General features: G+C 60.1%; 20 protein-coding genes and 2 pseudogenes. 17 read left to right on the forward strand and 5 right to left on the reverse strand.

Translation table 11 applies throughout. The features are described 5' to 3' along the window. Positions 1-84: 84 nt before the first annotated feature. Positions 85-1,053 carry a hypothetical protein gene (locus H097_RS12970; RefSeq protein WP_032860204.1) on the reverse strand — a complete coding sequence of 323 codons (969 nt, stop codon included), beginning with the start codon at positions 1,051-1,053 and terminating at the stop codon, positions 85-87. A 172-nt stretch (positions 1,054-1,225) separates the two neighbouring features. Then, positions 1,226-1,333: pseudogene (locus H097_RS28730) on the reverse strand (outer membrane lipoprotein carrier protein LolA); the annotation flags it as partial. A 32-nt stretch (positions 1,334-1,365) separates the two neighbouring features. Here H097_RS28730 and H097_RS12975 point away from each other — a divergent pair. The 3 genes from H097_RS12975 (at position 1,366) to H097_RS12985 (ending at position 3,506) form a co-directional block, all read left to right on the forward strand. Further along, entirely contained in the window at positions 1,366-2,862 is a 1,497-nt protein-coding gene (locus H097_RS12975) for a helix-turn-helix transcriptional regulator (protein ID WP_032860205.1), read from the forward strand. A gap of 132 nt (positions 2,863-2,994) precedes the next feature. Then, entirely contained in the window at positions 2,995-3,246 is a 252-nt protein-coding gene (locus H097_RS12980) for a CsbD family protein (protein ID WP_032860206.1), read from the forward strand. 11 nt (positions 3,247-3,257) lie between these two features. After that, a complete protein-coding gene (locus H097_RS12985; RefSeq protein WP_032860207.1) occupies positions 3,258-3,506 on the forward strand; it encodes a DUF1652 domain-containing protein in 249 nt (82 codons plus the stop codon). Between the two features lie 106 nt (positions 3,507-3,612). Here H097_RS12985 and H097_RS12990 read toward each other — a convergent pair whose 3' ends face one another. Further along, positions 3,613-4,818 carry an MFS transporter gene (locus H097_RS12990; protein ID WP_032860208.1) on the reverse strand — a complete coding sequence of 402 codons (1,206 nt, stop codon included), beginning with the start codon at positions 4,816-4,818 and terminating at the stop codon, positions 3,613-3,615. 176 nt (positions 4,819-4,994) lie between these two features. On the opposite strand from H097_RS12990, the gene H097_RS12995 reads away from it, so the two are divergent. The 5 genes from H097_RS12995 to H097_RS13015 all read left to right on the forward strand — a co-directional run bounded on the left by H097_RS12995 (position 4,995) and on the right by H097_RS13015 (position 12,421). Next, on the forward strand, positions 4,995-7,160 hold the full coding sequence (locus tag H097_RS12995; RefSeq protein ID WP_032860209.1) for a WG repeat-containing protein: 2,166 nt from the start codon (positions 4,995-4,997) through the stop codon (positions 7,158-7,160). 111 nt (positions 7,161-7,271) lie between these two features. Next, a complete protein-coding gene (locus tag H097_RS13000; RefSeq protein WP_032860210.1) occupies positions 7,272-7,829 on the forward strand; it encodes an XRE family transcriptional regulator in 558 nt (185 codons plus the stop codon). A gap of 22 nt (positions 7,830-7,851) precedes the next feature. After that, positions 7,852-9,198 (forward strand): glutamine synthetase family protein, encoded by a 1,347-nt coding sequence (locus H097_RS13005; RefSeq protein ID WP_032860211.1) that lies wholly within the window; start codon positions 7,852-7,854, stop codon positions 9,196-9,198. A gap of 114 nt (positions 9,199-9,312) precedes the next feature. After that, the gene (locus H097_RS13010) at positions 9,313-10,410 is read left to right on the forward strand and encodes a DNA alkylation repair protein (protein ID WP_032860305.1); all 1,098 of its coding nucleotides are present in this window, start codon (positions 9,313-9,315) and stop codon (positions 10,408-10,410) included. A gap of 151 nt (positions 10,411-10,561) precedes the next feature. Then, positions 10,562-12,421: a DUF3857 domain-containing transglutaminase family protein gene (locus H097_RS13015; RefSeq protein WP_032860212.1), complete on the forward strand. Its 1,860-nt coding sequence runs from the start codon at positions 10,562-10,564 to the stop codon at positions 12,419-12,421. A 72-nt stretch (positions 12,422-12,493) separates the two neighbouring features. Here H097_RS13015 and H097_RS13020 read toward each other — a convergent pair whose 3' ends face one another. Then, entirely contained in the window at positions 12,494-13,384 is an 891-nt protein-coding gene (locus H097_RS13020; RefSeq protein ID WP_032860213.1) for a LysR family transcriptional regulator, read from the reverse strand. Between the two features lie 129 nt (positions 13,385-13,513). On the opposite strand from H097_RS13020, the gene H097_RS13025 reads away from it, so the two are divergent. The 7 genes and pseudogenes from H097_RS13025 (at position 13,514) to H097_RS13045 (ending at position 20,653) form a co-directional block, all read left to right on the forward strand. Then, complete coding sequence (locus H097_RS13025) at positions 13,514-15,160, forward strand: GMC family oxidoreductase N-terminal domain-containing protein (RefSeq protein ID WP_032860214.1); 1,647 nt, start codon at positions 13,514-13,516, stop codon at positions 15,158-15,160. A gap of 15 nt (positions 15,161-15,175) precedes the next feature. Next, positions 15,176-15,262: pseudogene (locus H097_RS29110) on the forward strand (outer membrane lipoprotein carrier protein LolA); the annotation flags it as partial. A gap of 70 nt (positions 15,263-15,332) precedes the next feature. Next, positions 15,333-16,958 (forward strand): MFS transporter, encoded by a 1,626-nt coding sequence (locus H097_RS13030; RefSeq protein ID WP_032860215.1) that lies wholly within the window; start codon positions 15,333-15,335, stop codon positions 16,956-16,958. Positions 16,959-17,187: 229 nt separating this feature from the next. Further along, on the forward strand, positions 17,188-19,137 hold the full coding sequence (locus tag H097_RS13035) for a DNA topoisomerase III (protein ID WP_032860216.1): 1,950 nt from the start codon (positions 17,188-17,190) through the stop codon (positions 19,135-19,137). A 125-nt stretch (positions 19,138-19,262) separates the two neighbouring features. Further along, a complete protein-coding gene (locus H097_RS13040) occupies positions 19,263-19,703 on the forward strand; it encodes a CBS domain-containing protein (RefSeq protein WP_032860217.1) in 441 nt (146 codons plus the stop codon). 88 nt (positions 19,704-19,791) lie between these two features. Further along, positions 19,792-20,097 carry a hypothetical protein gene (locus H097_RS28195; protein ID WP_156356797.1) on the forward strand — a complete coding sequence of 102 codons (306 nt, stop codon included), beginning with the start codon at positions 19,792-19,794 and terminating at the stop codon, positions 20,095-20,097. 226 nt (positions 20,098-20,323) lie between these two features. Continuing rightward, positions 20,324-20,653: a hypothetical protein gene (locus H097_RS13045; RefSeq protein ID WP_029296579.1), complete on the forward strand. Its 330-nt coding sequence runs from the start codon at positions 20,324-20,326 to the stop codon at positions 20,651-20,653. A 60-nt stretch (positions 20,654-20,713) separates the two neighbouring features. On the opposite strand, the gene H097_RS13050 is transcribed toward H097_RS13045, so the two are convergent. After that, a complete protein-coding gene (locus H097_RS13050) occupies positions 20,714-21,616 on the reverse strand; it encodes a LysR family transcriptional regulator (RefSeq protein WP_032860218.1) in 903 nt (300 codons plus the stop codon). A 132-nt stretch (positions 21,617-21,748) separates the two neighbouring features. On the opposite strand from H097_RS13050, the gene H097_RS13055 reads away from it, so the two are divergent. Both H097_RS13055 and H097_RS13060 read left to right on the forward strand, forming a co-directional pair. After that, the gene (locus H097_RS13055; protein WP_010211319.1) at positions 21,749-22,447 is read left to right on the forward strand and encodes a CoA transferase subunit A; all 699 of its coding nucleotides are present in this window, start codon (positions 21,749-21,751) and stop codon (positions 22,445-22,447) included. Between the two features lie 31 nt (positions 22,448-22,478). Next, positions 22,479-23,138, forward strand: a complete 660-nt coding sequence (locus H097_RS13060; RefSeq protein ID WP_032860219.1) for a CoA transferase subunit B — start codon at positions 22,479-22,481, stop codon at positions 23,136-23,138. The last annotated feature ends 10 nt before the right edge of the window (positions 23,139-23,148 follow it).

The following is a 23,148-nucleotide window of genomic DNA, read 5'->3' on the forward strand; positions in this document are numbered from 1 at the left end:
CATACCTTTGCGTGATGCGCGTAAAAGGTCGACAGTTTACGCGCTCACGCAAGGTGATGCCGCTAAGACATCAATTGGCCTTGATCAAACCATTGGCACTTTACGAGTCGAAATGGCCAGGCGCCCCATACCAAAGCTCAATGCAGCCCCCAACAGCAACATCAGCAATGTGCTCCAGGCCGCGCGGGAGAGTTGCTTAGCCGCGATTTCACCGGCTTCGCGGGCCTTTTGTTCAGCCTGGGCCTTGAGCTCTTCGACTTTCTGCACGGCCTGCTGATATGCCTGGGCATAGTTCTCGACAATCTGGCTGGCCTCGGCCTGGCTCTTGCCGGTGCGGGCCGCGACAATGTTGACCAGCGCTTCTTTGTCCGCCGCATTCAACGCAGGCTCACCGGAAGCCTTGACGCGCTCGAACCATTGCTTGAGTTCGGTCGCAGCCTGGGCCGGGTCGGTTGCTGCATCGGTGGCCGATTGCTTGCCATCAGCGCCAATCTGCTCGGCTTTCTGCTCGACCGTGGCCGGATCCAGCTCAGCCTTGCCGCTTTGCTTGAGCAAGGTGTCGAGTTCGCCCTGCAGGCTGTCCCAATCCAGGCTGATGCCCTTTTCGTTCAACTGCTGCTTGACGCTGTCGCTGATACCCGGCGCCACGGCGGCAATCCCGCTGCCCGCCGCCGACAGGCCTTTGCCTACGACATTGCCCGCTGCGCCGACAACGCTGGTGGCCAACGCCGCCAGCAGCCAGGTGGTCAGCAAGGTGGTGATGGTCCAGCTCAGGATGCCATGCAGGCCACCGCGATCCGGGGCCGTGCGCCCGGCAACGAAGGCACCCACGCCAATCGCCAGCAGCGTGGAGACAAACAGCCAGATACCAGCGCCGGTACCAAAGCCACTCAACGGGTTACCGGCCTGCATCGCGTCGACCGCGCTGGCGCCGATGGCGGTGCCCAGTACGCTCAGTACCAGAGAGGTCACCAGGGCAATTGCACTACCGGCCAGTACCGAGCCCCAAGACACGCGAAACGGCGAACGGTTGGTTTCATAGAGGGTGGTCATGATCGATCCTTGGACAAATGAGTAGGCCTTCAGTGTGTCCAGGTCGGTGGCTGCGGTCTCGGCACAATTGCACTAGGTACACTGGTGCATTCGCACCCTGCCAGGGTGATTGGCTCTGCACTATGCTCAGGCTCTGTTGTCGTACTCCACATGTGCCAGACACGCCCTGTTTTGTAGGCGCGAGCTTGCTCGCGAAGAACCTGAGGGCGCCGCGTTCTTCCAGGGCGCGCGCGTTACCGTTGGAGACCTTCGCGAGCAAGCTCGCGCCTACAGGAGACACGGTTGTCCTTACCTACCCATTTTGGAGAAACCATGAGCCAGGCCGTCCTCGCCCAAGAAACCAATCGCCGCCAATTGCAGCAGATCATCTCCGGGCTGTCCGATGGGGTGATTCTCGCCGAGGTCGACCAGAGCATTCTCTGGGCCAACGAAGCCGCGCTGGCCATGCATGGCCTGGATGACATTGCCGGGCTCGGTGCCAACACCGCCGAATACGCCGAGCGCTTTGCCCTGCGCTATCGCAACAATCACCCGCTGGCCCTGGAGGCCTATCCGCTGAGCCGGGTGGCCAACGGCGAAGCGTTCAGTGACGTGATAGTCGAAGTCACCCCCACCGCCGACGCCGACCGCACCTGGGTTCATCGCTTGCGCAGCCTGGCGCTCACCGACAGCGCCGGCAAGCCGGAACTGCTGGTGCTGATCCTCAGCGACGCCACCGAATGGGCCAGCGCCGAGCAGCGCTTTGAAAAGACCTTCAACGCCAACCCGGCACCGGCGGTGATCTGCCGCTTGAGCGATTTGCGCTATATCAAGGTCAACCAGGGTTTCCTCGAAATGACCGGTCACAACCGCGATCAGGTGATCGGCCGCTCGGTATACGAACTGGATGTGCTGGAACAGGCCGAACGCAAGGAGCTGGCGATCCAGCGCCTGGGCGAAGGGGCGACCATCCCGCAGATGCAAGCCGAGCTCAAGCTGCCTGAAGGCGGCAGCAAGCTGGTGATTGTCGCCGGCCAGCCGCTGGATATGAACGATGAGGAATGCATGTTGTTTTCCTTCACTGACCTTGAGCCCCGGCGCAAGGCCGAAACCGCCCTGCGCCAGAGCGAGGAGCGGTTTGCCAAGTCCTTCCGCCTGACACCGGTGCCGACCCTGGTGTGCGATGCGGGCAATCAGCAAGTGGTGGACGTCAACGACGCGTTCATGAGCATCACCGGCTACACCAGTGAAGAACTGATCGGCAAGTCCATCACCGAGATCAACTTTATCGACAGCAGCGAGGCCTGCACGCAGTTGTTCGCCACCCTGGAAAAGGCCGGCAACCTCGATGGCCAGGATCTGAAGATCCGCAAGAAAGGCAACGAAGTGATTGATTGCGTGGTGTCGGCCGACACCGTGAGCATTCAGGACACCACCTGTTACCTGCTGGTGATGATGAACATCACCGAGCGCAAACGCTCGGAGCTGGAGTTGGTATCGGCCATCGAAGAAGTGATGAAGGACGCGTCCTGGTTCAGTCAGACCCTGATTGAAAAACTGGCCAACGCCAAGAGCGTCAACAGCCCCAACCTGCCGAACATCGCGTTCACCGACTTGACCGCCCGTGAGCGGGATGTACTGGGGCTGATCTGTGAAGGCCTGGCCGACAAGGAAATCGCCTCGCGCCTGAAGCTGGCGCCCAACACCGTGCGCAATCATGTGGCTACGGTCTATTCCAAACTCAACGTACACAGCCGCAGTGCCGCCATCGTCTGGGCCCGCGAACGAGGGTTGTTTGCCGGGGAGCGGCGGGCAAAAAACCCGAAATAAGGTGCAAATGCACTAGGACTACCAGTGCAAATTCGCCTTATTGCACACCGCTGCGCTGCTTAACCTTGAAGGGTAGGCACTGGGTTTGACGCCCTGTGCCATGGCGATTTTTTTGCCCTTCAAGGAGGCATCATGAACAGTGAACAGGTCAAAGGCCGCATCGCAAAAGCGGCGGGCAAAGCTCAGGACTTTCTCGGCGACATGACCGACGACGAACAGCTCCAGGCCAAGGGCGTAGCGCGCCAGGCGGCCGGCCAACTGCAACAGACCTATGGCGATGTGCTGGACAATGTCGGTGACTTTGCCCAACGCAAACCCCTGGCCACTGTGGCAATCGTGGCGGGCGTGGGTCTGCTCCTGGGTCTGTTGCTGCGTCGTCGTTAATGGGGGCTGGCATGTTTACCTTGGCCCAACTGCGCAATTGCATCGAGGAAGCCTTGTTGCCGCTGACCTGCGAATTCACCCTGTGTCGCGACTCGTCACTGACCTTGAAGGTGTTTGACGCCGAGAGCGGCCGGGTGGACCTGGTCGTCACCGGGATCAGCGTGAATAAGCTCAAGACCCCGCAGGACGTCGCGACGATGGTCGAGGAATTGCGCTATGAGTTGCACAGCAACACCGTGGGCGAGACAGTGTCCATCTGACACCCCACCTCTGTAGGAGCTGGCTTGCCAGCGAAAAACGCCAGGGCACCGCGTTTTGCCTGGTTGTGCTCATCATCGCTCACCCCCTTCACCGGCAAGCCGGCTCCTACAGGGGGTGTGCGGTGTCAGGACGCGGTTTCAACGACGCGCCGATAAAATAGAACAGCCCGCCGGCCACGATAAACCCCGCCAGCATGTAGAACATGTAGTGCGCCGGCAGGCTGGCCAGCACCAGCCCGCACAACACCGGCCCCAGGGCGGCACCGAGGTTGGAGAGGTTTTGCGCGCCGTAGTACATGCCCCGCAGGTGATCCGGGGCAATGCGGTCGATAAACATGTATTCAGCGGGGAATACGATGATTTCCCCCACGGTAAAGATCGCCATCGACACCACCCACCACCACACGCTGGTGGACAGCGCAAAGCCAATCACCCCCAGCATGAACATGCCCAGCCCGAGAATCAGCCAGCGGCTCAGGTGACGGTGGCTGATCTGCCGGCCAATCACGTATTGCAGGGCGATCACCAATAGTGCGTTGGTGGTCAGAATCGCGCTGATGACCTTGTAGGTGTACTCCGCACTTGAGGTCGTCACCAGGTACTGCGACAGGTACGCAGTGAACTGTCCAAAGACTACTGCGCTGAGCAAGCCGCCCACGGTAAAGCACACCAGCCGATGATCACGCAGCAACACCCGGCCAACGGCAAGGAACGACACCGGTTTTTGCGCCGTGTCAACCGTCGCCAGGGTGCGGTCGCCCCAACGCCAGTAGAGTAGGAAAAACCCAGCCCCCAGTACCGCCGACAATACAAACGGCAGGCTGATATCGGCCTTGGCGATCATCGCACCAAAAAACGGCCCTACCGCGTAACCGATATTGGTCAGGGTGTATTTGATGGAAAACACTTCGCTGCGCGCATCCTCGGGCAACAGGCTGGCAAACCCGGCCTTGACCGCAATATCGATCACCGCATAGGCCAGGTTGATCAGGATCAGGCAGGCATAGAACAACCACAGGTCACGCGCCAGCAGCGTGCCGACAAACCCCAGGACAAACAGCAGGCTCAGGCCCAGCAACAAGCGATAACTGTTGACCCGGTCCACCAGGAAGCCGCCGTACACACTCAGCAGGGAGCCGACGATCAGCGAACTGCCAATCACCAGGCCTACCTGGCTGATGCCCAGGGCAAAGTGACTCGTAAGGTAGATCACCATGTACGGAAAGGTAATCGCCTTGGCCAGCGTCAGAATCAGCGTGGCTGACAGCAGCAGGTTCACGGTGCGGGGGTAACTTTTTATTGTGGTCAGCATCCTGCTCTCTTTCTCTGAAGGCATTCGTTGCAATGGGGCCAGTCGCTACCTTAACGCAGGATGAGCGGCAAAAAATGCTGCTTTATGCATTTATGCAAAAATTAAATCCACAATTCTGAATAACGTGTATACGGTACTACTCTCCTTGCGCCAGCCTACTGACGAGTCCAAGCACGATGAAAACAGCTCTGTCCCGAACCAAACTATTGGCTAGCGCCTTGATTGTGATCGCGGTGATCGGCGGCGCAACGTATTACCTGCTGGGCCGCAATGCTGACACCGAGTTGCTTGAAGACGCCGAGTACAGCGAGGCACAGCTCAATGAAGGCGGTGTGGATGGCATTCGGGACCTGCCCTTGGCGGAAGCGAAAAAGCGCCTGAATTACCTGATCCTCGATATGCGCGACAGCCTCAACCGCATTGCGGTGATCGAAAGCATGCGCCTGGAAATCGGCCCGGCCACCCCCACGCCCGGCGAGCCCCAGGCGCACAAAGAACTGAGCTACGACAAGCCGTTCATGCCCTTCCCCGATCAGCAATTGAAGGCTGCGTTAACCACCCTCAAGCAAACACCGCTGCACTTCCAACAGGTGTTTTTCGACAATGGCTCCGGGCTCAATCTGGATGTCGAAACGATCCGCGACACCCTCAAGCTTGGCGCACTGCCGGATCAGGAAAGCACAGGCAGCTACCAGATCCAGACCGTGCATTTTCGCGATGGCACCCAACAGCCGTTTGCCGAGGTGGTCCTTGAGGACGCCAATAACGAAGAAGAACCAAACCACACCAGCACCGAGCTGAAGGTCAACAAGCCGGTTGAGCGCATCAGTGTTGCCCTGCACTACCAGGCTTACCCTGGCTTCAAGAAAATCCTGCTGGACCAGGCCAACCCGAAAGTCACCGGTGAAAACGGCGAGACTTACCAACTGACCGCCCTCGGCGACTCACGCGCGGCCCTGCAACTGGCCACGCCCAAGCACAAGTCCTATGTGATCCAGGGCCTGACCGCCGACGGCAAGACCCTGTACAGCGGCGGCAGCAGCTCCAACACCTCGCCCACGGCCGCACAAAAGGCCAACCTGAAGGCGTACTACAACGAACTGCTGCGCATGGAAGACCATTTCGACGATTTCAAAAATGCCGCAGCCGTGCAGGATCACCTGGAAAAATTCGCCAGCAGCCTGCCCAGCTCAGACAGCGACCTGAGCAATGTCCAGGTGACTTACCAGTTCGAAGACACGCCTGCCAGTGTGGTCATCTACCTGCTGGAACCGGCGCAACCACAAACGATTGATCTGGAAATGAGCAACAACCTGGCGCCCCGTGATCGCTACATTGCCTTCGACAGCGCCAGCGAAAAAAAGGGGTTTATCGATAACCAGGGACAATGGGTGGTCAAGCCACGCTTCGAGCGTATCGAGTACACCCAAATGCCTGATGTCTACCAGATGATGGTCGGCGAGAAGTCCTCTGGCGAGGGCTGGAGCCAGTTGCTGTTCAAGTACTTTGCCTTTGTGCCTGGCACGCACACGCTCAATGAACTGCCCTTCGAAAGCATCGAACAGCAGATCAACGACCGGTTGATGGTGGTCCAGCGCGAGACCAATGGCCCCTACGGTGTCTACGACGTCAAGAAGTTGCAGGTCGTGGTGCCGATGAAGTACGTCAACCCCAGTGTCGTCGGCGAGGTGTTCATCGCCCGTCCGGGCCAGAAAACCTATGGCTCGGACTCGCTATACGGTGCCTGGAACCTGAGCGGCAAGGAGCTGCTGGCGCCACGCTACTCCAGCGTTAACGGCGCGGGAGCCTTTATCTACGCCACCTCTGCCGACAAGCATCAAACCGACGTCTACGACCTGGGCATGAAAAAACTCAATCCGGCCGGCGCAACGGTCTTCGGACAGTTTGTGCAGGGCCAGCCGTTATTGATCCAGGACCGTAAAAGCAACAAATACAGCTTCATCAATGAACAGGGCAAGGCGCTACCGTTCAGCCTGCCATTCGATGACGTGAATACGTTCTCCAACGGCATGGCGGTGGTGCAAAAAGGCAGCCGTTACGGCGCCATTGATACGAACGGCAAACTTCGCGTGCCCGTGACCTACACCAAGCTCACCCCCTTCCAGAAGAACCTGGCCGCTGCAGAAATGGATGGGTTTGAGGGCTTGGTGCTGATCGACAAGAACAACCGCGTGGCGAAGAAACTGGGCTCCTATACCAGCTACAGCTACCCGTCCAACAGCAACGATGCGACCTACAGCATTTGGGATGCGCAGGTGCCGAACCGGGTCAATGTGTTCGATGCTGACGGTAACCAGACAAGCAGTTTTGAGCGCGAGTAAGGTTCAAACCGTTCAATCAAGCCAGACAGGGCGCTTGTCCGTTGCGCCCGTGAAATTAATCATGTATTTTTTCATGAAATTTAAAGATAAGAATTTCACGAAAATACTCCCATGGACAAACAAGAAGAACTGGACGCCCTGGCGACCCTGATCCACGACCTGCGCAAGTACAAGAAACTCACCCTGGCCCAGCTGGCGCAAAAGATCGAACGCTCGGTGGGTTTCCTGTCCCAGGTCGAGCGCGGTTTGTCGCGCCCCACCGTGGCAGACCTGACTGCTATCAGCCACGCCCTCGATGTGCCCACCACTTATTTCTACAGCGTACCCAAGCCCAAGGCCGTGGATTGGGTCACGCGGCCCAACGAGCGGCGCACGGTGTACTACGCCAATGGCATTACCGACATCCTCGTCTCACCGAGCATGAACGGGGCGTTCTCGATGCTCGACAGCTGGTTGGCCCCTGGCGCCAACAGCGGTGAACAGACCATGAGCGACCGCGCCGAACAGGCCGGGTTTGTGCTTGAAGGCCACCTGACGCTATGGGTCGAAGGCGAGGCCGACGCGGTCACCCTGGGCCCCGGCGACAGCTTTCACCTGGCCAGTTTCGCCCACTGCCGCTACGGCAACCTGACTGACCTGCCGGCCCGCGTGCTGTGGGTCTACAACTGAGGCACACCAAGGAGCGTCACCCGTGAAAAGCCATTCCTCCACGTTACTGGCCGAAGTGCGGACCTTTCGCCAGAACCATCCGGATGTACGTTACGTCGACCTGATTTCCCTGGACATTCCCGGGCGGTTCTACGGCAAGCGCTACCCGGTTGAAATGTTGGAAAAAGTCGCCGCCGGCAGCCCTCTGAAACTGCCACAGAACGCCGTGCTGCTAGGCGCCCAGGGCGGTTTGTTCAAGATCGGCGACTACTGCTTCCATGACGGCGACCCGGACGCCAACCGCCGCCTGGTGCCCGGCACGCTCAAACCGGTGAGCTGGGAGGCGCAGCCCCTGGGACAGATGCTGATCACCTCCGACGGTACCGAGGCGCCCATCGAATTCGAACCCCGCGAAGTGCTGGCCAAGGTCCTCGAACGCCTGCACGGCAAGGGTATTCACCCGGTGGTGGCGTTTGAACTGGAGTTCTACCTGTTCGACAGAAAACTCGCCGACGGCCTGCCGCAATTTGCCCGCGACCCGTTGAGCGATGACCCGGACGACCAGCCCACCCTGCATATCGAGCGGCTGTCACGGTTTGCCCCGGTGCTCGATGACATGGTGCAGACCGCCCAGGCCCAGGGCATCGATATTACGGTGATCACTGCCGAGTTGGGCCCAGGCCAGTTCGAAATCAATTTCGGCCACCTCGACGATGGCCTGCGCGCCGCCGACTGGGCCGCCCTGTTCTGCCGCAGTACCCGTGGCGTGGCCCTCAAGCATGGCTATCGCGCCAGTTTCATGGCCAAGCCCTACCTGCAACATCCGGGCAGCGGCATGCATGTGCATGTCAGCCTGTACGATGGCGCCGGTAATAACCTGCTGGCGGCGCATCAGCAGCAACCGTTGCGCCACGCGGTGGCAGGTTGCCTGGAACTGCTGCCCCATTGCATGCCGATTTTCTCGCCCAACCACAACGCCTTCAGGCGCCTGGGCGGTACGGTCAACGCAGCGACCAAGGCCTGCTGGGGCTATGAAGACCGTGACGCCTGCGTGCGTATCCCCGAGTCTGATCCGCGCAACCTGCGGATCGAGCATCGCCTGGCCAGTGCCGACGCCAATCCCTACCTGGTGCTGGCGGCAATCCTGGTCGGGCTCGAACATGGCCTGGAGGCTGCGCGCGAACCCATCGCACCGTTGAACGAGGACCGTGACAGCGGCCACGACTTCCCCCTGGAAATGCTTGAGGCCGTGCGCGCCATGCAGGCACAACCGGCCCTGCGCAAGGGCCTGGGCGCGGAGTTTGTCGACGTGTATTGCGAGAACAAACGCCAGGATCACCTGGCCTTCCAGCAGGAGATCAATGCACGGGAATATCGCTGGTATCTGTAGCGACCGCCCCCCTGTAGGAGCTGGCAAGCCAGCTCCTACATTTTGATCTTCGCGGCCTTGAGCAAGGTGTTACCTTGCAAAGGTCTTATGATCGCCCTCTCCTGCGGACTGCCCATGACCGACCAAAGCCCCCCTGCCCTCAAGGAAATCTTCAACCTCGAACGCCTGCAACACATCGCCGATGAAATGCGTGCGGTGTACCCGGCGTTTGACGCCAAGGGGTTTCTCAAGCACGCCACGCAGGGTTTGGCCCAGTTGTCGGTGATGCAGCGCATGGCCCGTGTCAGCGAAAGCCTGCACGCGGTCATCCCCCTGGACTATGCGCATACCCTCAAGCATCTGTATGCCTTGGCTCCGCGCCTGAACAGCAGCTTTGTCAGCCTGTTCCTGCCGCACTTTGTGGCCAGCTACGGCCAGGATGACTTCAAGCGCTCGATGGCAGCGCTCAAGTACTTCACCACCTTTGGTTCTGCCGAGTTTGCCGTGCGGCCTTTTCTGCTCAAGGGTTTGGAACCCACGCTGGCGGTGATGCAGCAGTGGTCGCTGGACGACAATGAGCACGTGCGCCGCCTCGCCAGTGAGGGCTCGCGGCCGAGGCTGCCGTGGTCGTTTCGCCTGGCCCGGGTGCAGGCCGATCCGCGCCTGTGCGCGTCGATCCTGGATAACCTCAAGGCCGACAACAGCCTGTATGTACGCAAGTCCGTGGCCAACCACCTCAACGACATCACCAAGGACCATCCGGACTGGGTGCTGGATGTTATCGAGAGTTGGTCACTGGACAACCCTCACACCGCCTGGATCGCTCGCCACGCCCTGCGCAGCCTGATCAAGCAAGGCAATACCCGTGCATTGACGATCATGGGCGCAGGCGCGCGTGCCGAAGTGAAGATCCAGCACTTGAAGGTCGAGCCCGCGGTGATTCGCCTGGGTGAGCGCATCAACCTGTCGTTTACCCTGCAATCCATGGCCAGCACCTCACAAAAACTGGTGGTGGACTACGCCATCGACTATGTAAAAAGCGCCGGCCATAGCGCCGCCAAGGTGTTCAAGCTCAAGACCTTTACCCTCGGCGCGGATGAGCGGCATACAGTTTTACGTCGCCAACACATCCGCGACATGACCACGCGCAAGCACTACCCCGGCCAGCACACCGTGCATGTACTTGTGAACGGTGAACGCCTGGCAAGCAGTGAATTTGAGCTGATCGACTGACCCTTCCCACCAAACAAAAGGCTCTATCTCGGGCCTTTCAGCGATATTTATTGTCCTACAATGCTGGTCTTTGGTGTTGCGATCCATTATCATCTTCCGCCTTCTTGGTACCCGCGAGGGTATCTGTGTCAACGTTCCACCTGAGGCGCCCATGCACTGTTTTTCGTTTTACCGCCCTTTGATTTGCGCAAGTCTGGGGCTTGTTTCGCACCACGCTTACGCCGCGCCGCAACCCATGGCCGAAGCTGCACTTGCCAACGAATCCGAGCTGCACTGCCACTTCAACCGTGACGCCAGCACCGATTGCACCACCACCTACCGCTACACCATCCTCAAGCCCAGTGGCCGGGAAATATTGTCGCGAATCGACTTCAACTATGCCGAGGGCGATGGTTTTGAAGTACTGCACGCCGAGTCCACCCAGCCCGGCGGCAAGCCGCAGCCCCTCGACGAAGCGCAGATCGATACGCGCACCGCGCCCAACCCTGACCAGGGGTTTTCCCGGCTCAAGCAAACGTCCCTGGCCTTTCCCAACCTGCGGGTCGGCACGCAAATCCGCTACACCGTGCGCGAACATCACGCCGCCAAGCCGCTGATGACCGAGTTCCACTACGCCCTGCAGTTCGGCACCAGCACTGCCCGTCGCGACCGCCTCAAGGCACGGTTCACGGCTGAACGGCCAATCGAGTGGCGCGCGGAGTTGATGGACGGTTTCACCATCACCCCCTCGGTCAATCGCAAGACCCTGGATATCGAACTGAAGGCGCCGACCTATCTCAATTACATCAACGAATCGAGTCACGCCTACCTGCGGTTGATCCCACGTATCGAAGTGGGCAGCAGCCTTGATGTGCAAAAGCATTTCGGTGGTTTTGCCCAGCGCTACAACCAGATCCTCGCGGCCAAGCTACCGGCAGGCAGTGCCGCCGCCGTGGCTACGGTGAAAGACTTGGCCCCGGCGCAACAAGTGGCCGGCCTGATGCAGCACATCAACGATCACTACCGTTACCTGGGTGACTGGCGCGCCACGGATCGCGGCTATGTGCCGTTTAACCTGGCAGAGATCGAACAGCACGGTTATGGCGACTGCAAGGACCTCGCGATCCTCCTGACTGCCATGCTCAAGGCCAGCGGGATCAAGGCCGAGACCGCCTGGGTCAGCCGTGGGGATGTGGTGGATTCACTGCTGATTCCGGGCACCGGCGCGCCCAACCACGCCATCGTGCGTGCCGAAGTAGCCGGCCAGGTGTGGTGGCTGGACCCAACCAACCCGGTGTTCGCCCCGGGCCAGGCCATGCCCGACATCCAGGATCGCTGGGTACTCGTCAACGACACCCAGGGCCAGGTACGCGAGGAACATATCCCCCTGGCGCGCCCTGAAACCAGCATCCGCCTGGACAAACAGGTGCATTACGACAAACAGGGCAACGGTGCGACCCGCGCCAGCGTCACCTTCAGCCGCCTGACACTGATGCAATTGAGCGTCGCTGACCGCGAGCAAGGCGCTACCGCCACCGACCAGAACATCTGCGACAACTTCGGCCGGGAAATCAGCGATTGCCAGGTCACCCGCCCGCCCACCGGTTTCGTGGTGCCCGACACCTACACCGTCAACGCCAGCATGACCGACCTGCGCGCCCTGGAGAAACTCGACAACGGCTACGTCTATACCGACCAATCGCTGAAAGAGAAGTGGGATGACCTGTTCAACTACCGCCGCAACGGGCAACAGGGCGACCTGTACCTGGGCAATCCGGACACTGTCGACTACACCTTTACCTTGACCGGCGGGAAGATGGACAAACCGGTGCAGGGCTGCAAGATCAGCTCGCCCTGGTATGACCTGGAGCTCGATGGCGAGCCGCTCAAGGACGGCTTGCGCTATCACTATCGGCTGACCCAGAAAGTGCGCTGGTTGAGCCATGATGAAATCGTCAGTGCGCCGTTTGAAAAGATGATCAACGATGCCCGTGCGTGTGGTGAACAGGTGCATCAGACCGTGAAACTGTAGGAGCCGGCTTGCCGGCGATGAGGTCCTTGAGTCCCGCGCAAACCTATTGGACGCCATCGCCGGCAAGCCGCCCTACAGTCCGCCCAACAGCAGCCCCTGCTCCTTGGCACACAACTCCACCACGTAATCCCACAACACCCGCAACCGCACCGACTTGTGCAGTTCGCGCCGGGAACTGATCCAGTAACTGCGCTGGATGCCCTCCTGCGGCAACAACGGCACCAGGTCCGGGTCGCCTGCGGCCATAAAGCACGGCAGCACGGCAATCCCCAGGCCCGAACGCGCCGCCTGGTGCTGGGCGATCACGCTGGTGCTGTGGAACACCACCCTGGGGTTGCGGCAAAAACTGCTGAGGAGCTTGAGCTCCTGACTGAACAACAGGTCGTCGACGTAATCGATCCAGGCATGGGCGACCAGGTCTTCGCGCTTCTCGATAGGCGGCGTGCGGGCCAGGTAGCTGCGGCTGGCATAGAGCGCCAGGCGGTAGTCGGTGAGTTTGCGCGTAACCAGTTGGTCGACGCTGGGCCGCTCCAGGTGGATGCTGATCTCGGCCTCGCGGTTAAGGATGCTGACAAACCGCGGCACCGCCACCAACTCCACTTCCAACCCTGGATAACGCTCGAACAGGCCACCCATGCGCCCGGCCAGGAACATCACCCCCAGCCCTTCGGCCACTCCCAGGCGAATCTTACCCAGGGGCGCGGCGGAATGGGTCAGTTCCTCCTCAGCCATCAGCGCGACGTTTTCCATGGCCTCGGCATGCTTGAGCAGCGCCTCACCCGACGGCGTCAGTTCATAACCCTGGGCATGCTGCACAAACAGCGCAGTGCCGAGGCTTTTCTCAATGGCCTCGATATGCCGGGCCACGGTCGCATGCGTGGTTTTCAGGCGCTGGGCAGCGGTCAGCAGGCGCCCGCTGCGCTGTAACTCAAGAAAATACCGCAGGTCATTCCAGTCGAACATGTCGCCTCCCTTCCCGGCCATGAGAACAGCGCTGTTTAAAAACGCACAGCAGCTGGGTAAAAACTAACATTTTTAAGACGAAAACTAACAACTAGGATGGAGCCAATAAGAAAAACAAGCGAGACCCAGATGACTATTGCAACTGAGCAATACGATTACGTGGTAGTAGGTGCCGGCCCTGCGGGCTGCCTGCTGGCCAATCGACTGTCTGCCAACCCCGCCCATCGCGTGCTGCTGCTCGAAGCCGGTGGCCGCGACAATTACCCCTGGATCCATATCCCCGTCGGCTACCTGTTCTGCATCGGCAACCCGCGCACCGACTGGTGCTTCAAGACCGAAGCCCAGGAAGGCCTGCAAGGCCGCGCCTTGAGCTATCCACGGGGCAAGGTGCTGGGCGGCTGCTCGTCGATCAACGGCATGATCTACATGCGTGGCCAGGCCAACGACTACGACGGCTGGGCCGCCGAAGGCAACCCGGGATGGGCCTGGGACGATGTACTGCCGCTGTTCAAGCAAAGCGAAAACCATTTTGCCGGTGCCTCGCCCCTGCATGGCGACAGCGGCGAGTGGCGCGTGGAGCAACAGCGCCTGCACTGGCCAATCCTCGACGCGTTCCGCGAAGCGGCCAAGCAAAGTGGCATCGCCAATATCGACGACTTCAACCAGGGCGATAACGAAGGCTGCGGTTACTTCCAGGTCAACCAGAAAAGCGGCGTGCGCTGGAACGCGGCCAAGGCGTTTCTCAAGCCAATTCGCCAGCGCTCCAACCTGACGGTGCTGACCGAAGTCGAGGTCGATCGTGTGTTATTGAACGACGGCCGCGCCAGTGCCGTGGTTGGCCGCCAGCATGGGCAAGCCATCACCTGGAAAGCACGCGAGGAAATCATCCTGTGCGCCGGTGCCGTGGGTTCACCCGGCATCCTGCAACGCTCCGGCATCGGCCCTTCCAGCGTCCTCAAGCCCTTGGGCATCGAGGTGCTGCACGAGTTGCCCGGAGTCGGCGGCAACCTGCAGGACCACCTGCAACTGCGCCTGATCTACAAACTGGAAAACGCCCGCACCCTGAACCAGATCGCCGGCTCCGTATGGGGCAAGCTGGGCATGGGCCTGCAATACCTGTATGACCGCAGCGGCCCGTTGTCCATGGCCCCCAGCCAACTCGGCGCCTTTGCCCGCTCGGGGCCGGAACAGGCCACGGCCAACCTCGAATACCATGTGCAACCACTGTCACTGGAACGCTTTGGCGAGCCGCTGCACGCGTTCCCGGCGTTTACCGCGTCGGTCTGCGACTTGCGCCCACAGAGTCGTGGGCGCATTGATATCCGCTCGGCAGATCCTTCTGTGCCGCCGCTGATCCAACCCAACTACCTGAGCCATCCTGAGGATTTACGCGTGGCCGCCGCTGCCATCCGCCTGACCCGGCGCATTGTCGGCGCCCAGGCCCTGCGCCCCTTCAACCCGGTGGAATACTTGCCCGGTGAAGCCCTGCAGAGCGACGAACAATTGCAGGAAGCCGCAGCGCGGATCGGCACCACGATCTTCCATCCGGTGGGTACCTGCCGCATGGGCCACGATAAGGACGCGGTGGTCGATGCCCAGTTGCGCGTGCACGGAGTTCCCGGCCTGCGCATCGCCGATGCCTCGATCATGCCGCGCATCACCTCCGGCAACACCTGCTCACCCACACTGATGATCGCGGAAAAAGCCGCGCAACTAATCCTGTCCCCTTCAACGAGGAACCTCACCCCCCAACGAGAACAGACAACACCGGCATGACCTGTAGGAGCGAGCTTGCTCGCGAAAATCGCCAACGATAACGCGGGCATCCTGGATAAACGCGTTGCTCTCAGGCTTTTCGCGAGCAAGCTTGCTCCTACAGGGTAAAAGCGGCGCTGAAGTTGGCGCCGACAGTGGAACAACAATAAATAATCACTGTGAGGGCTACCCCATGTCAGAACGTGCTCAACCCCTGGACGCCACCGTCGGCGCCACTGTCACCAGCAAAGAGTCGCAAAAGGTCATCTTCGCCTCGTCCCTGGGGACGGTGTTCGAGTGGTATGACTTTTTCCTCTATGGCGCCCTCGCGGCAGTCATCAGCAAGCAGTTCTTTGCCGGGGTCAACGACACCACGGCTTTTATCTTCGCCTTGATGGCCTTTGCCGCCGGTTTTGTGGTGCGCCCCTTCGGCGCGCTGGTGTTCGGCCGCCTGGGGGACATGATCGGACGTAAATATACGTTCCTGGCCACCATCGTCCTGATGGGCGTGGCAACCTTCTGTGTGGGCCTGCTACCGACCTACGCCAGCATCGGCATCGCCGCACCGATCATCCTGGTGGTGTTGCGCATGCTCCAGGGCCTGGCCCTGGGCGGTGAATACGGCGGCGCCGCAACCTATGTGGCCGAACACGCGCCACAAGGCAAACGCGGGTTCCACACCAGCTGGATTCAGTCCACCGCAACCCTCGGCCTGCTGCTGTCACTGCTGGTGGTACTGGCCTGCCGGTATTTCACCGGCGATCAGTTTGAAGTCTGGGGCTGGCGCCTGCCGTTCCTGCTGTCGATCGTGCTGCTGGGGATTTCCACCTGGATCCGCATGAGCCTGCACGAATCCCCCGCGTTCCTGAAAATGAAAGAGGAAGGCAAGGCCAGCAAGGCGCCGATCCGCGAGTCGTTCGGCAACTGGGAAAACCTCAAGGTGGTGCTGATTGCGCTGTTCAGCATCAACGCCGGCCAGGCCGTGACCTTCTACGCCGCACAGTTCTATGTGCTGTTCTTCCTCACCCAGTTCCTGAAGATGGACCCGGCCCTGGCCAATATGCTGCTGATCATCAGCGTGGTGATTGGCGCGCCGTTCTTTATCTTCTTCGGCTGGCTGTCGGACAAGCTGGGGCGCAAGCCGGTGCTGATGGTCGGCCTGCTGCTGGCCACCGCGCTGTACTTCCCGATCTTCAAGGGCCTGGCCCACTACACCAACCCGGCGATGGACCAGGCCAGCCGCCAGGCGCCGATCACCGTGCTGGCCGACCCGGCTACCTGCACCTTCCAGTTCGACCCGGTGGGCAAGGCGCGGTTTGACAGCCCCTGCGACAAGGTCAAGACCTTCCTGGTCAAACAGGGCCTGCCCTACAGCAGCGAAGCCGCACCTGCCGGCAGCGCAGTGCAGGTCAGCGTGGGCGATGTGCGCATCGACGGCTATGACGAAGACGCCCTGCGCGGCGCCGTGACCCTGGCCGGCTACCCGAAATCGGCGGACGTGGCCCAGGTCAACAAAACCATGGTGGTGGTGCTGATCGTCGCCCTGATCCTGATCGCTGCGATGTGCTACGGCCCACTCGCCGCGCTGATGGTGGAACTGTTCCCGACGCGCATCCGCTACACCTCCATGTCCCTGCCCTACCACATCGGCAACGGCTGGTTTGGCGGGTTCCTGCCAACCGTGTCGTTTGCCCTGGTGGTGTACACCGGCGATATCTTCTACGGGCTGTGGTACCCAGTGGTGATTACCGGGGTCAGCCTGATTGTCGGGCTGCTGTGCCTGAAGGAAACCAAGAACGTGGATATCGACAACAACTAAATATCCCGCAAACACTGTAGATCCCTTGTGGGAGCGGGCTTGCTCGCGATGGCGGTGGATCAGTCAATACATCTAGTGACTGACACAGCATCATCGCGGGCAAGCCCGCTCCCACATTGGTTCCCGGCGCTCACACAAATTGCTGTATATCCATCCAGATAAAGGTTGCTCAATCCCCTTCTTTTGCCCATCCTGCTTCCCATTCAACTGCGTAACGAATGGGCTGAGCATGCGGCTGTACCTCTGTGAAAAACCCTCCCAGGCCAAGGATATCGCGGCCGTGCTCGGCGCCAGGCGCCGGGGCGACGGCTGCTGGCTGGGAACCGACGTCACAGTCACCTGGTGCATCGGCCACCTGTTGGAAACCGCCCCGCCCGACGCCTACGACGCCAAGTACAAACGCTGGGTGCTGGCCGACCTGCCCATTGTCCCGGAAAAATGGAAGATGACGGTCAAGCCCAAGACCGCCAGCCAGTACAAGGCCGTCAAGCGCCTGCTGGGCGAGGCCCGGGAACTGGTGATTGCCACCGACGCCGACCGCGAAGGCGAGATGATCGCCCGGGAACTGGTCGAACATTGCCGCTATCGCGGGCCGATCCAGCGGTTGTGGTTGTCGGCGCTGGACGATGCCTCGATCCGCAAGGCGCTGGCGTCGTTGAAGCCTGGCGCAGAGACCTTCAACCTCTACCATTCGGCCCTGGGTCGCTCCCGCGCCGACTGGCTGATCGGCATGAACATGAGCCGCCTGTTTACCCTGCTCGGCCGCCAGTCCGGCTACCAGGGCGTGCTGCCGGTGGGTCGGGTGCAAACCCCGACCCTGCGCCTGGTGGTGGACCGTGACCGTAGCATTGCCGACTTTGTCCCCGTGGCGTACTGGGCCATTGATGTCGAATTGCGCCATCAGTCGATGAGCTTTATCGCGCAATGGCGCGCCGCCGACGATATCTGCGACGACCAGGGCCGCTGCCTCAACCCGCAACGCGCGCAACAGGCCGCCAGCGCGATGAGCAACGCGGCCAGCGCCCGGCTGGTGAAGTTGCGCACAGAGCGCATGCGCGAAGTGGCGCCGCTGCCCTTCGACCTGGGCACCCTGCAGGAAATCTGCTCGAAAAAACTCGGCCTCGGCGCCCAGGAAACCCTGGATATCGCCCAGTCCCTCTACGAAACCCACAAGGTCATCACCTATCCACGCAGTGACTGCGGCTATCTGCCCGTCAGCCAGCATGGCGACGCACCAAGCATTCTCGCGGCATTGGGCCGGGCCGATCCGGCGGTCAATGCGCTGATGCCGCACATCGATGCGCAACGCCGCTCCCGCGCCTGGAACGACGCCAAGGTCAGTGCCCACCACGGCATTATCCCCACTGGGGCCGGCAAGGACCTGGCACAGTTGGCCGGCAAGCACCGCGCCGTCTACACCTTGATCCGCGCCCGTTACCTGGCGCAGTTCCTGCCCAACCACGAATACGACCGCACCCAGGCGGACTTCAACTGTGCCGGCGAAGCCTTGCGCGCCGTGGGCAAAGTGGTGGTGGAGCCAGGCTGGAAGCGGGCCTTGCCCGAAGCCCTGGCGCCAAGCAAGGGTCGCGAGGCGCCGGCCCCACAACCCTTGCCACCATTGGTGCAAGGCCAGGACTACGCAGTGGCCAAGGTCAACCTCAAAGACTTGTGGACCCAGCCGCCCAAACCCTTCACCGAGGGCGACTTGATCAAGGCCATGAAAAACGTCGCCAAGCTGGTGGACGACCCGCTGCTCAAGCAGAAACTCAAGGACACCACCGGCATCGGCACCGAAGCGACACGGGCTGGGATTATCCAGGGCCTGCTGGACCGCGGTTACCTGGTAAAAAATGGCAAGGCATTGTCAGCCACACCGGCGGCCTTCAGCCTGATCGACGCGGTGCCCAGGGCCATTGCCGACCCTGGCACCACCGCCATTTGGGAACAGGCCCTGGATATGGTGCAAAGCGGTGAGATGAGCCTGGAGGAATTCGTCGCCAAACAGGCAGCCTGGATGAGCAAACAAGTGGCGCGCTGCAATGGCCTGCAAATGACCATCAGCGGCCCGGCCAGCCCGGCAGGTCGTGCTGCCACGCCCTGGAAAAACAAACGCAAGCCGGCCAAGCGCAAGACTGGCACCAGCCCGAAACGGGCGGCAAAACCGGCAAGCAAGGGCTAATTGGGTGAAAAAATCCATAAAATGACGCTTTTTGACGGGATATACGCCGCTTTGGGTCTTGCTCCAGCGCCTGCGGTCTAGGATTCTGTAGGCACAGCCCTAATAACAACACCAGAGTGGCCGCCATGAAAACCGTCGCACAGTTGCTCAAGTCCAAGGACCAGAAGAATCAGGAAGTGCATACCATCCAGTGGAATCACACTGTGTTTGAAGCGCTGGTGGTGATGGCAGCGAAGAACGTCGGCGCTTTGCCGGTGGTCAAGGACAACAAAGTCGTCGGCATCATCAGTGAGCGCGACTACGCGCGCAAACTGATTCTCCACGGACTGTCCTCGACGAGCACACAGGTACACCAAGTGATGAGCTCACCGGCAATCACTGTGGACACCCACAAAAGCGTCGAAGACTGTATGGGCATCATGACCGACGGCCACCTGCGTCATCTGCCGGTGGTGGAAGACGGAGAACTGCTGGGCCTGCTGTCCATCGGTGACCTGGTCAAGGAAGCCATCGCTGAGCAGGCGGCCCTGATCCAGCAACTGGAGCAGTACATCCGCGGCGAATGACCCTACTCTCGACACCACCACGCCCCCGGTGAGAACTGGCTTATGTAGGAGCTGGCTTGCCTGCGATGGCATCACCTCGGTGTAACTGATGCACCGAGGCGCCTGCATCGCAGGCAAGCCAGCTCCTACATGGATCACTGCTGAACCCGGCCTTGCATGCGACCCACCGGCACAAAAAGTGACGCACAAGTCACCTTTCCCGCATCCTCCCCTGCACAAAAAAAATTATGTAGTGAGTAAAAATAATCACTACATAACCGTTGACGTAACCATTTTGACCTTGCATGATTCAGACGTCTCCCGGATCGGGAGCGTTGGCAACAAGCGTTTTGAACAGGCTCGTCTGACCGCCGAGCTGTTTTTCCGGATGTGCACTGCCCACAAGGCAGATTGATGAAGCTGACCGGCCCGCAAGGATCGGTACAAGAAGCTCAAATGCTGCTTGTCTTCGTTATGAAACCATTGCGTAGCAGGTCATCAGCAACACTACATGCATCAGGTTCAAGACCCTGCCCGTATTCGGCAGACCGTTACTGACGCCCGGTTTTCGGAACCGGAGACAACTTAAAAGTGTATTAACGAATCAACTGAAGATCGCCAACTGGTCAAGGGGCTTACACATGAATCTGAACAACCAACCAACTATCGACGAATTGGCTGAGATGTTCGCAGCGCAGAAAGACACACTCGACGACCATATCCTGTGGATTGGCAAATCGGGCGAAGTGCAAATTGACTGCCTGGCGCCCCATACCGAAGAAGCCGAGTTCGACCGCAATAACCGCGAACTGGCGGCGCGCCTGAAGATGTACCGCCGCGGCCAGGGTTATGTCGGCAAGAAAGCGGCAGCCGATCGCAACTTTATCGAGCAAGTGTTCGATACACTTAACAATGCCTGGGAGTCTTTCAAGGACAACTCGCAAGTTAAAGTAATCGACCGCTACTACTAAGAATAACGCTACCTTTGTGGGAGCTGGCTTGCCGGCTCCCACATTTGTTTATGTGCAACTTCAACTGTTGGGGTAATGCCCCTTCCCCGCCTCAGCCAGAAAGATATCGAACAGTGCCTGCGCCGCCGCCGACAGCTCATGCCCCGGCTTGGTCAGCACACCAATCGGCCGCTCGATCACCGGCCCGGTCAAGGTGATGCAATGAGCGCCCGCCTCCTCCATCTGCTGCGCGCATAACGCCGGCACCGCGCTGACCCCCAAGCCATTGGCAACCATCTTGCCCACTGTGGCCAGTTGATGACTTTCGAGGGCCACGGGTAACTTCATTTGCAAGGCACCGAGGTGTTCTTCCAGCATCACCCGCACAGTGGAAGGCCGCTGCAGGGTGATAAAAGGTTGCACCAGCAGGGTTTTCCAATCGATCTCGGCCATTTGCGCCAATGGCGAATCGCCGGGCACGACGGCGATAAAGCGGTCCAGGTACAGCGGGGTGAATGCCAGCGACGACCCCGGCGCCGGTTCGAACGCTACCCCCAACTCCACCTGGCGATCACGGACCATTTCCAGCACTTGTTCGTTGATCAGGTCATGCACCGTCACGTTGACCTGAGGAAAGCACGCGCGAAAGATCTTCAAGATCGGCGGCAGCAGGTTGCCGGCAAACGACGGCATCGCCGCCACCGTTACCCGCCCACGTTGCAGGGTAAAACGCTGGCGCAATTCATCTTCGGCATTGTCCCAATCGGCAATCAGACGACGCGCAAGCGGCAACAAGGATTCACCTTCAGGGGTCAGTGCCACGTTACGGGTATTGCGGCTGAAAAGGCGCCCGCCCAAGCCCTCTTCCAGGCCCTTGATGGTCAGGCTCAGGGCCGACTGGGACAAATGCAGGCGCTCACAGGCGGCGGCAAAACTCAGGCTTTGGGCCACGGCAAGGAAGGCCCGCATCTGTTTAACTGTCATGACGCTGCTCCAACGCATGGGTAATTGTGCTGTTTTTTAAATCAATCAACCTTAAAAAACAACTTAACAAATCAATCCGTCGGCGCAACACTCGGTTCACTGGCTGGACCACAAACAATAAAAGAGGTGCATATGGCAGGTTTCGATAAACGCGTGGCGTCCTATGAAGAAGCGCTGGCAGGCCTGGAAGATGGCATGACCGTACTCTCCGGTGGTTTTGGCCTGTGTGGCATCCCGGAAAATCTCATCGCCGAAATCAAGCGCAAAGGCACCCGCGACCTGACGGTGGTTTCCAACAATTGCGGCGTCGACGGTTTCGGCCTGGGCGTGTTGCTGGAAGAAAAACAGATCAGTAAGGTCATCGCCTCCTACGTCGGTGAAAACGCCCTGTTCGAGAAGCAACTGCTCAGCGGCGAAATCGAAGTGGTGTTGACGCCCCAAGGCACCCTGGCGGAAAAAATGCGCGCAGGCGGCGCCGGCATCCCGGCCTTCTTTACCGCCACCGGCGTCGGTACCCCGGTCGCCGAAGGCAAGGAAACCCGTGAATTCAACGGTCGCCCGTACCTGATGGAAGAATCCATTACCGGCGACTTCGCCATCGTCAAAGGTTGGAAAGCCGACCATTTCGGCAACGTGATCTACCGCCACACGGCGCAAAACTTCAACCCGCTGGCGGCCACCGCCGGCAAGATCACCGTGGTTGAAGTCGAGGAAATCGTCGAACCGGGCGAGTTGGACCCGGCGCAGATCCACACCCCTGGCATCTACGTCGACCGGATCATCTGCGGCACATTCGAGAAGCGCATCGAACAGCGCACCGTCCGCAAGTAATCCTCTAGCCCGAATAATAAGGACACATAAAATGGCTCTTACCCGCGAACAAATGGCTCAACGCGTCGCCCGCGAAATGCAGGACGGCTTCTACGTCAACCTCGGCATCGGCATCCCGACCCTGGTGGCCAACTACATCCCCGACGGCATGGAAGTGATGCTGCAGTCGGAAAACGGCCTGCTGGGCATGGGTCCGTTTCCTACCGAAGACACCATCGACGCCGACATGATCAACGCCGGCAAGCAGACCGTTACCGCACGCATCGGCGCCTCGATTTTCTCTTCCGCCGAATCCTTCGCCATGATTCGTGGCGGGCATGTCGACCTCACGGTACTCGGCGCCTTTGAGGTGGATGTACATGGCAACATCGCGTCCTGGATGATCCCAGGCAAGCTGGTCAAGGGCATGGGCGGCGCCATGGACCTGGTGGCCGGCGCAGAAAACATCATCGTGATCATGACCCACGCCTCCAAGGACGGTGAGTCCAAGTTGCTCAGCCAATGCAGCCTGCCGCTGACCGGTGCCAACTGCATCAAGCGCGTGCTGACGGACCTGGCCTACCTGGAAATCGAAAATGGCGCTTTTGTCCTCAAGGAACGCGCACCTGGCGTCAGCGTTGAAGAGATTGTCAGCAAGACCGCCGGTAAACTGATCGTCCCGGACCACGTTCCAGAAATGCATTTCCAGTGAGGACAGATTC

The sequence above is a fragment of the Pseudomonas sp. FH4 genome (assembly GCF_000510915.2).
Classification (GTDB): Bacteria; Pseudomonadota; Gammaproteobacteria; order Pseudomonadales; family Pseudomonadaceae; genus Aquipseudomonas; species Aquipseudomonas brenneri.

What these genes read in the sequence shown, in the direction of transcription:
- H097_RS12995 (WP_032860209.1), top strand. Translation starts at nt 4,995, where the DNA reads ATGAAAACAGCTCTGTCCCGAACCAAACTATTGGCTAGCGCCTTGATT.
- H097_RS12990 (WP_032860208.1), bottom strand. Translation starts at nt 4,818, where the DNA reads ATGCTGACCACAATAAAAAGTTACCCCCGCACCGTGAACCTGCTGCTG.
- H097_RS13050 (WP_032860218.1), bottom strand. Translation starts at nt 21,616, where the DNA reads ATGACAGTTAAACAGATGCGGGCCTTCCTTGCCGTGGCCCAAAGCCTG.
- H097_RS12975 (WP_032860205.1), top strand. Translation starts at nt 1,366, where the DNA reads ATGAGCCAGGCCGTCCTCGCCCAAGAAACCAATCGCCGCCAATTGCAG.
- H097_RS13020 (WP_032860213.1), bottom strand. Translation starts at nt 13,384, where the DNA reads ATGTTCGACTGGAATGACCTGCGGTATTTTCTTGAGTTACAGCGCAGC.
- H097_RS13035 (WP_032860216.1), top strand. Translation starts at nt 17,188, where the DNA reads ATGCGGCTGTACCTCTGTGAAAAACCCTCCCAGGCCAAGGATATCGCG.
- H097_RS13060 (WP_032860219.1), top strand. Translation starts at nt 22,479, where the DNA reads ATGGCTCTTACCCGCGAACAAATGGCTCAACGCGTCGCCCGCGAAATG.
- H097_RS13025 (WP_032860214.1), top strand. Translation starts at nt 13,514, where the DNA reads ATGACTATTGCAACTGAGCAATACGATTACGTGGTAGTAGGTGCCGGC.
- H097_RS13000 (WP_032860210.1), top strand. Translation starts at nt 7,272, where the DNA reads ATGGACAAACAAGAAGAACTGGACGCCCTGGCGACCCTGATCCACGAC.
- H097_RS13055 (WP_010211319.1), top strand. Translation starts at nt 21,749, where the DNA reads ATGGCAGGTTTCGATAAACGCGTGGCGTCCTATGAAGAAGCGCTGGCA.
- H097_RS13010 (WP_032860305.1), top strand. Translation starts at nt 9,313, where the DNA reads ATGACCGACCAAAGCCCCCCTGCCCTCAAGGAAATCTTCAACCTCGAA.
- H097_RS12970 (WP_032860204.1), bottom strand. Translation starts at nt 1,053, where the DNA reads ATGACCACCCTCTATGAAACCAACCGTTCGCCGTTTCGCGTGTCTTGG.
- H097_RS28195 (WP_156356797.1), top strand. Translation starts at nt 19,792, where the DNA reads ATGCACCGAGGCGCCTGCATCGCAGGCAAGCCAGCTCCTACATGGATC.
- H097_RS12980 (WP_032860206.1), top strand. Translation starts at nt 2,995, where the DNA reads ATGAACAGTGAACAGGTCAAAGGCCGCATCGCAAAAGCGGCGGGCAAA.
- H097_RS13030 (WP_032860215.1), top strand. Translation starts at nt 15,333, where the DNA reads ATGTCAGAACGTGCTCAACCCCTGGACGCCACCGTCGGCGCCACTGTC.
- H097_RS13015 (WP_032860212.1), top strand. Translation starts at nt 10,562, where the DNA reads ATGCACTGTTTTTCGTTTTACCGCCCTTTGATTTGCGCAAGTCTGGGG.
- H097_RS12985 (WP_032860207.1), top strand. Translation starts at nt 3,258, where the DNA reads ATGTTTACCTTGGCCCAACTGCGCAATTGCATCGAGGAAGCCTTGTTG.
- H097_RS13040 (WP_032860217.1), top strand. Translation starts at nt 19,263, where the DNA reads ATGAAAACCGTCGCACAGTTGCTCAAGTCCAAGGACCAGAAGAATCAG.
- H097_RS13045 (WP_029296579.1), top strand. Translation starts at nt 20,324, where the DNA reads ATGAATCTGAACAACCAACCAACTATCGACGAATTGGCTGAGATGTTC.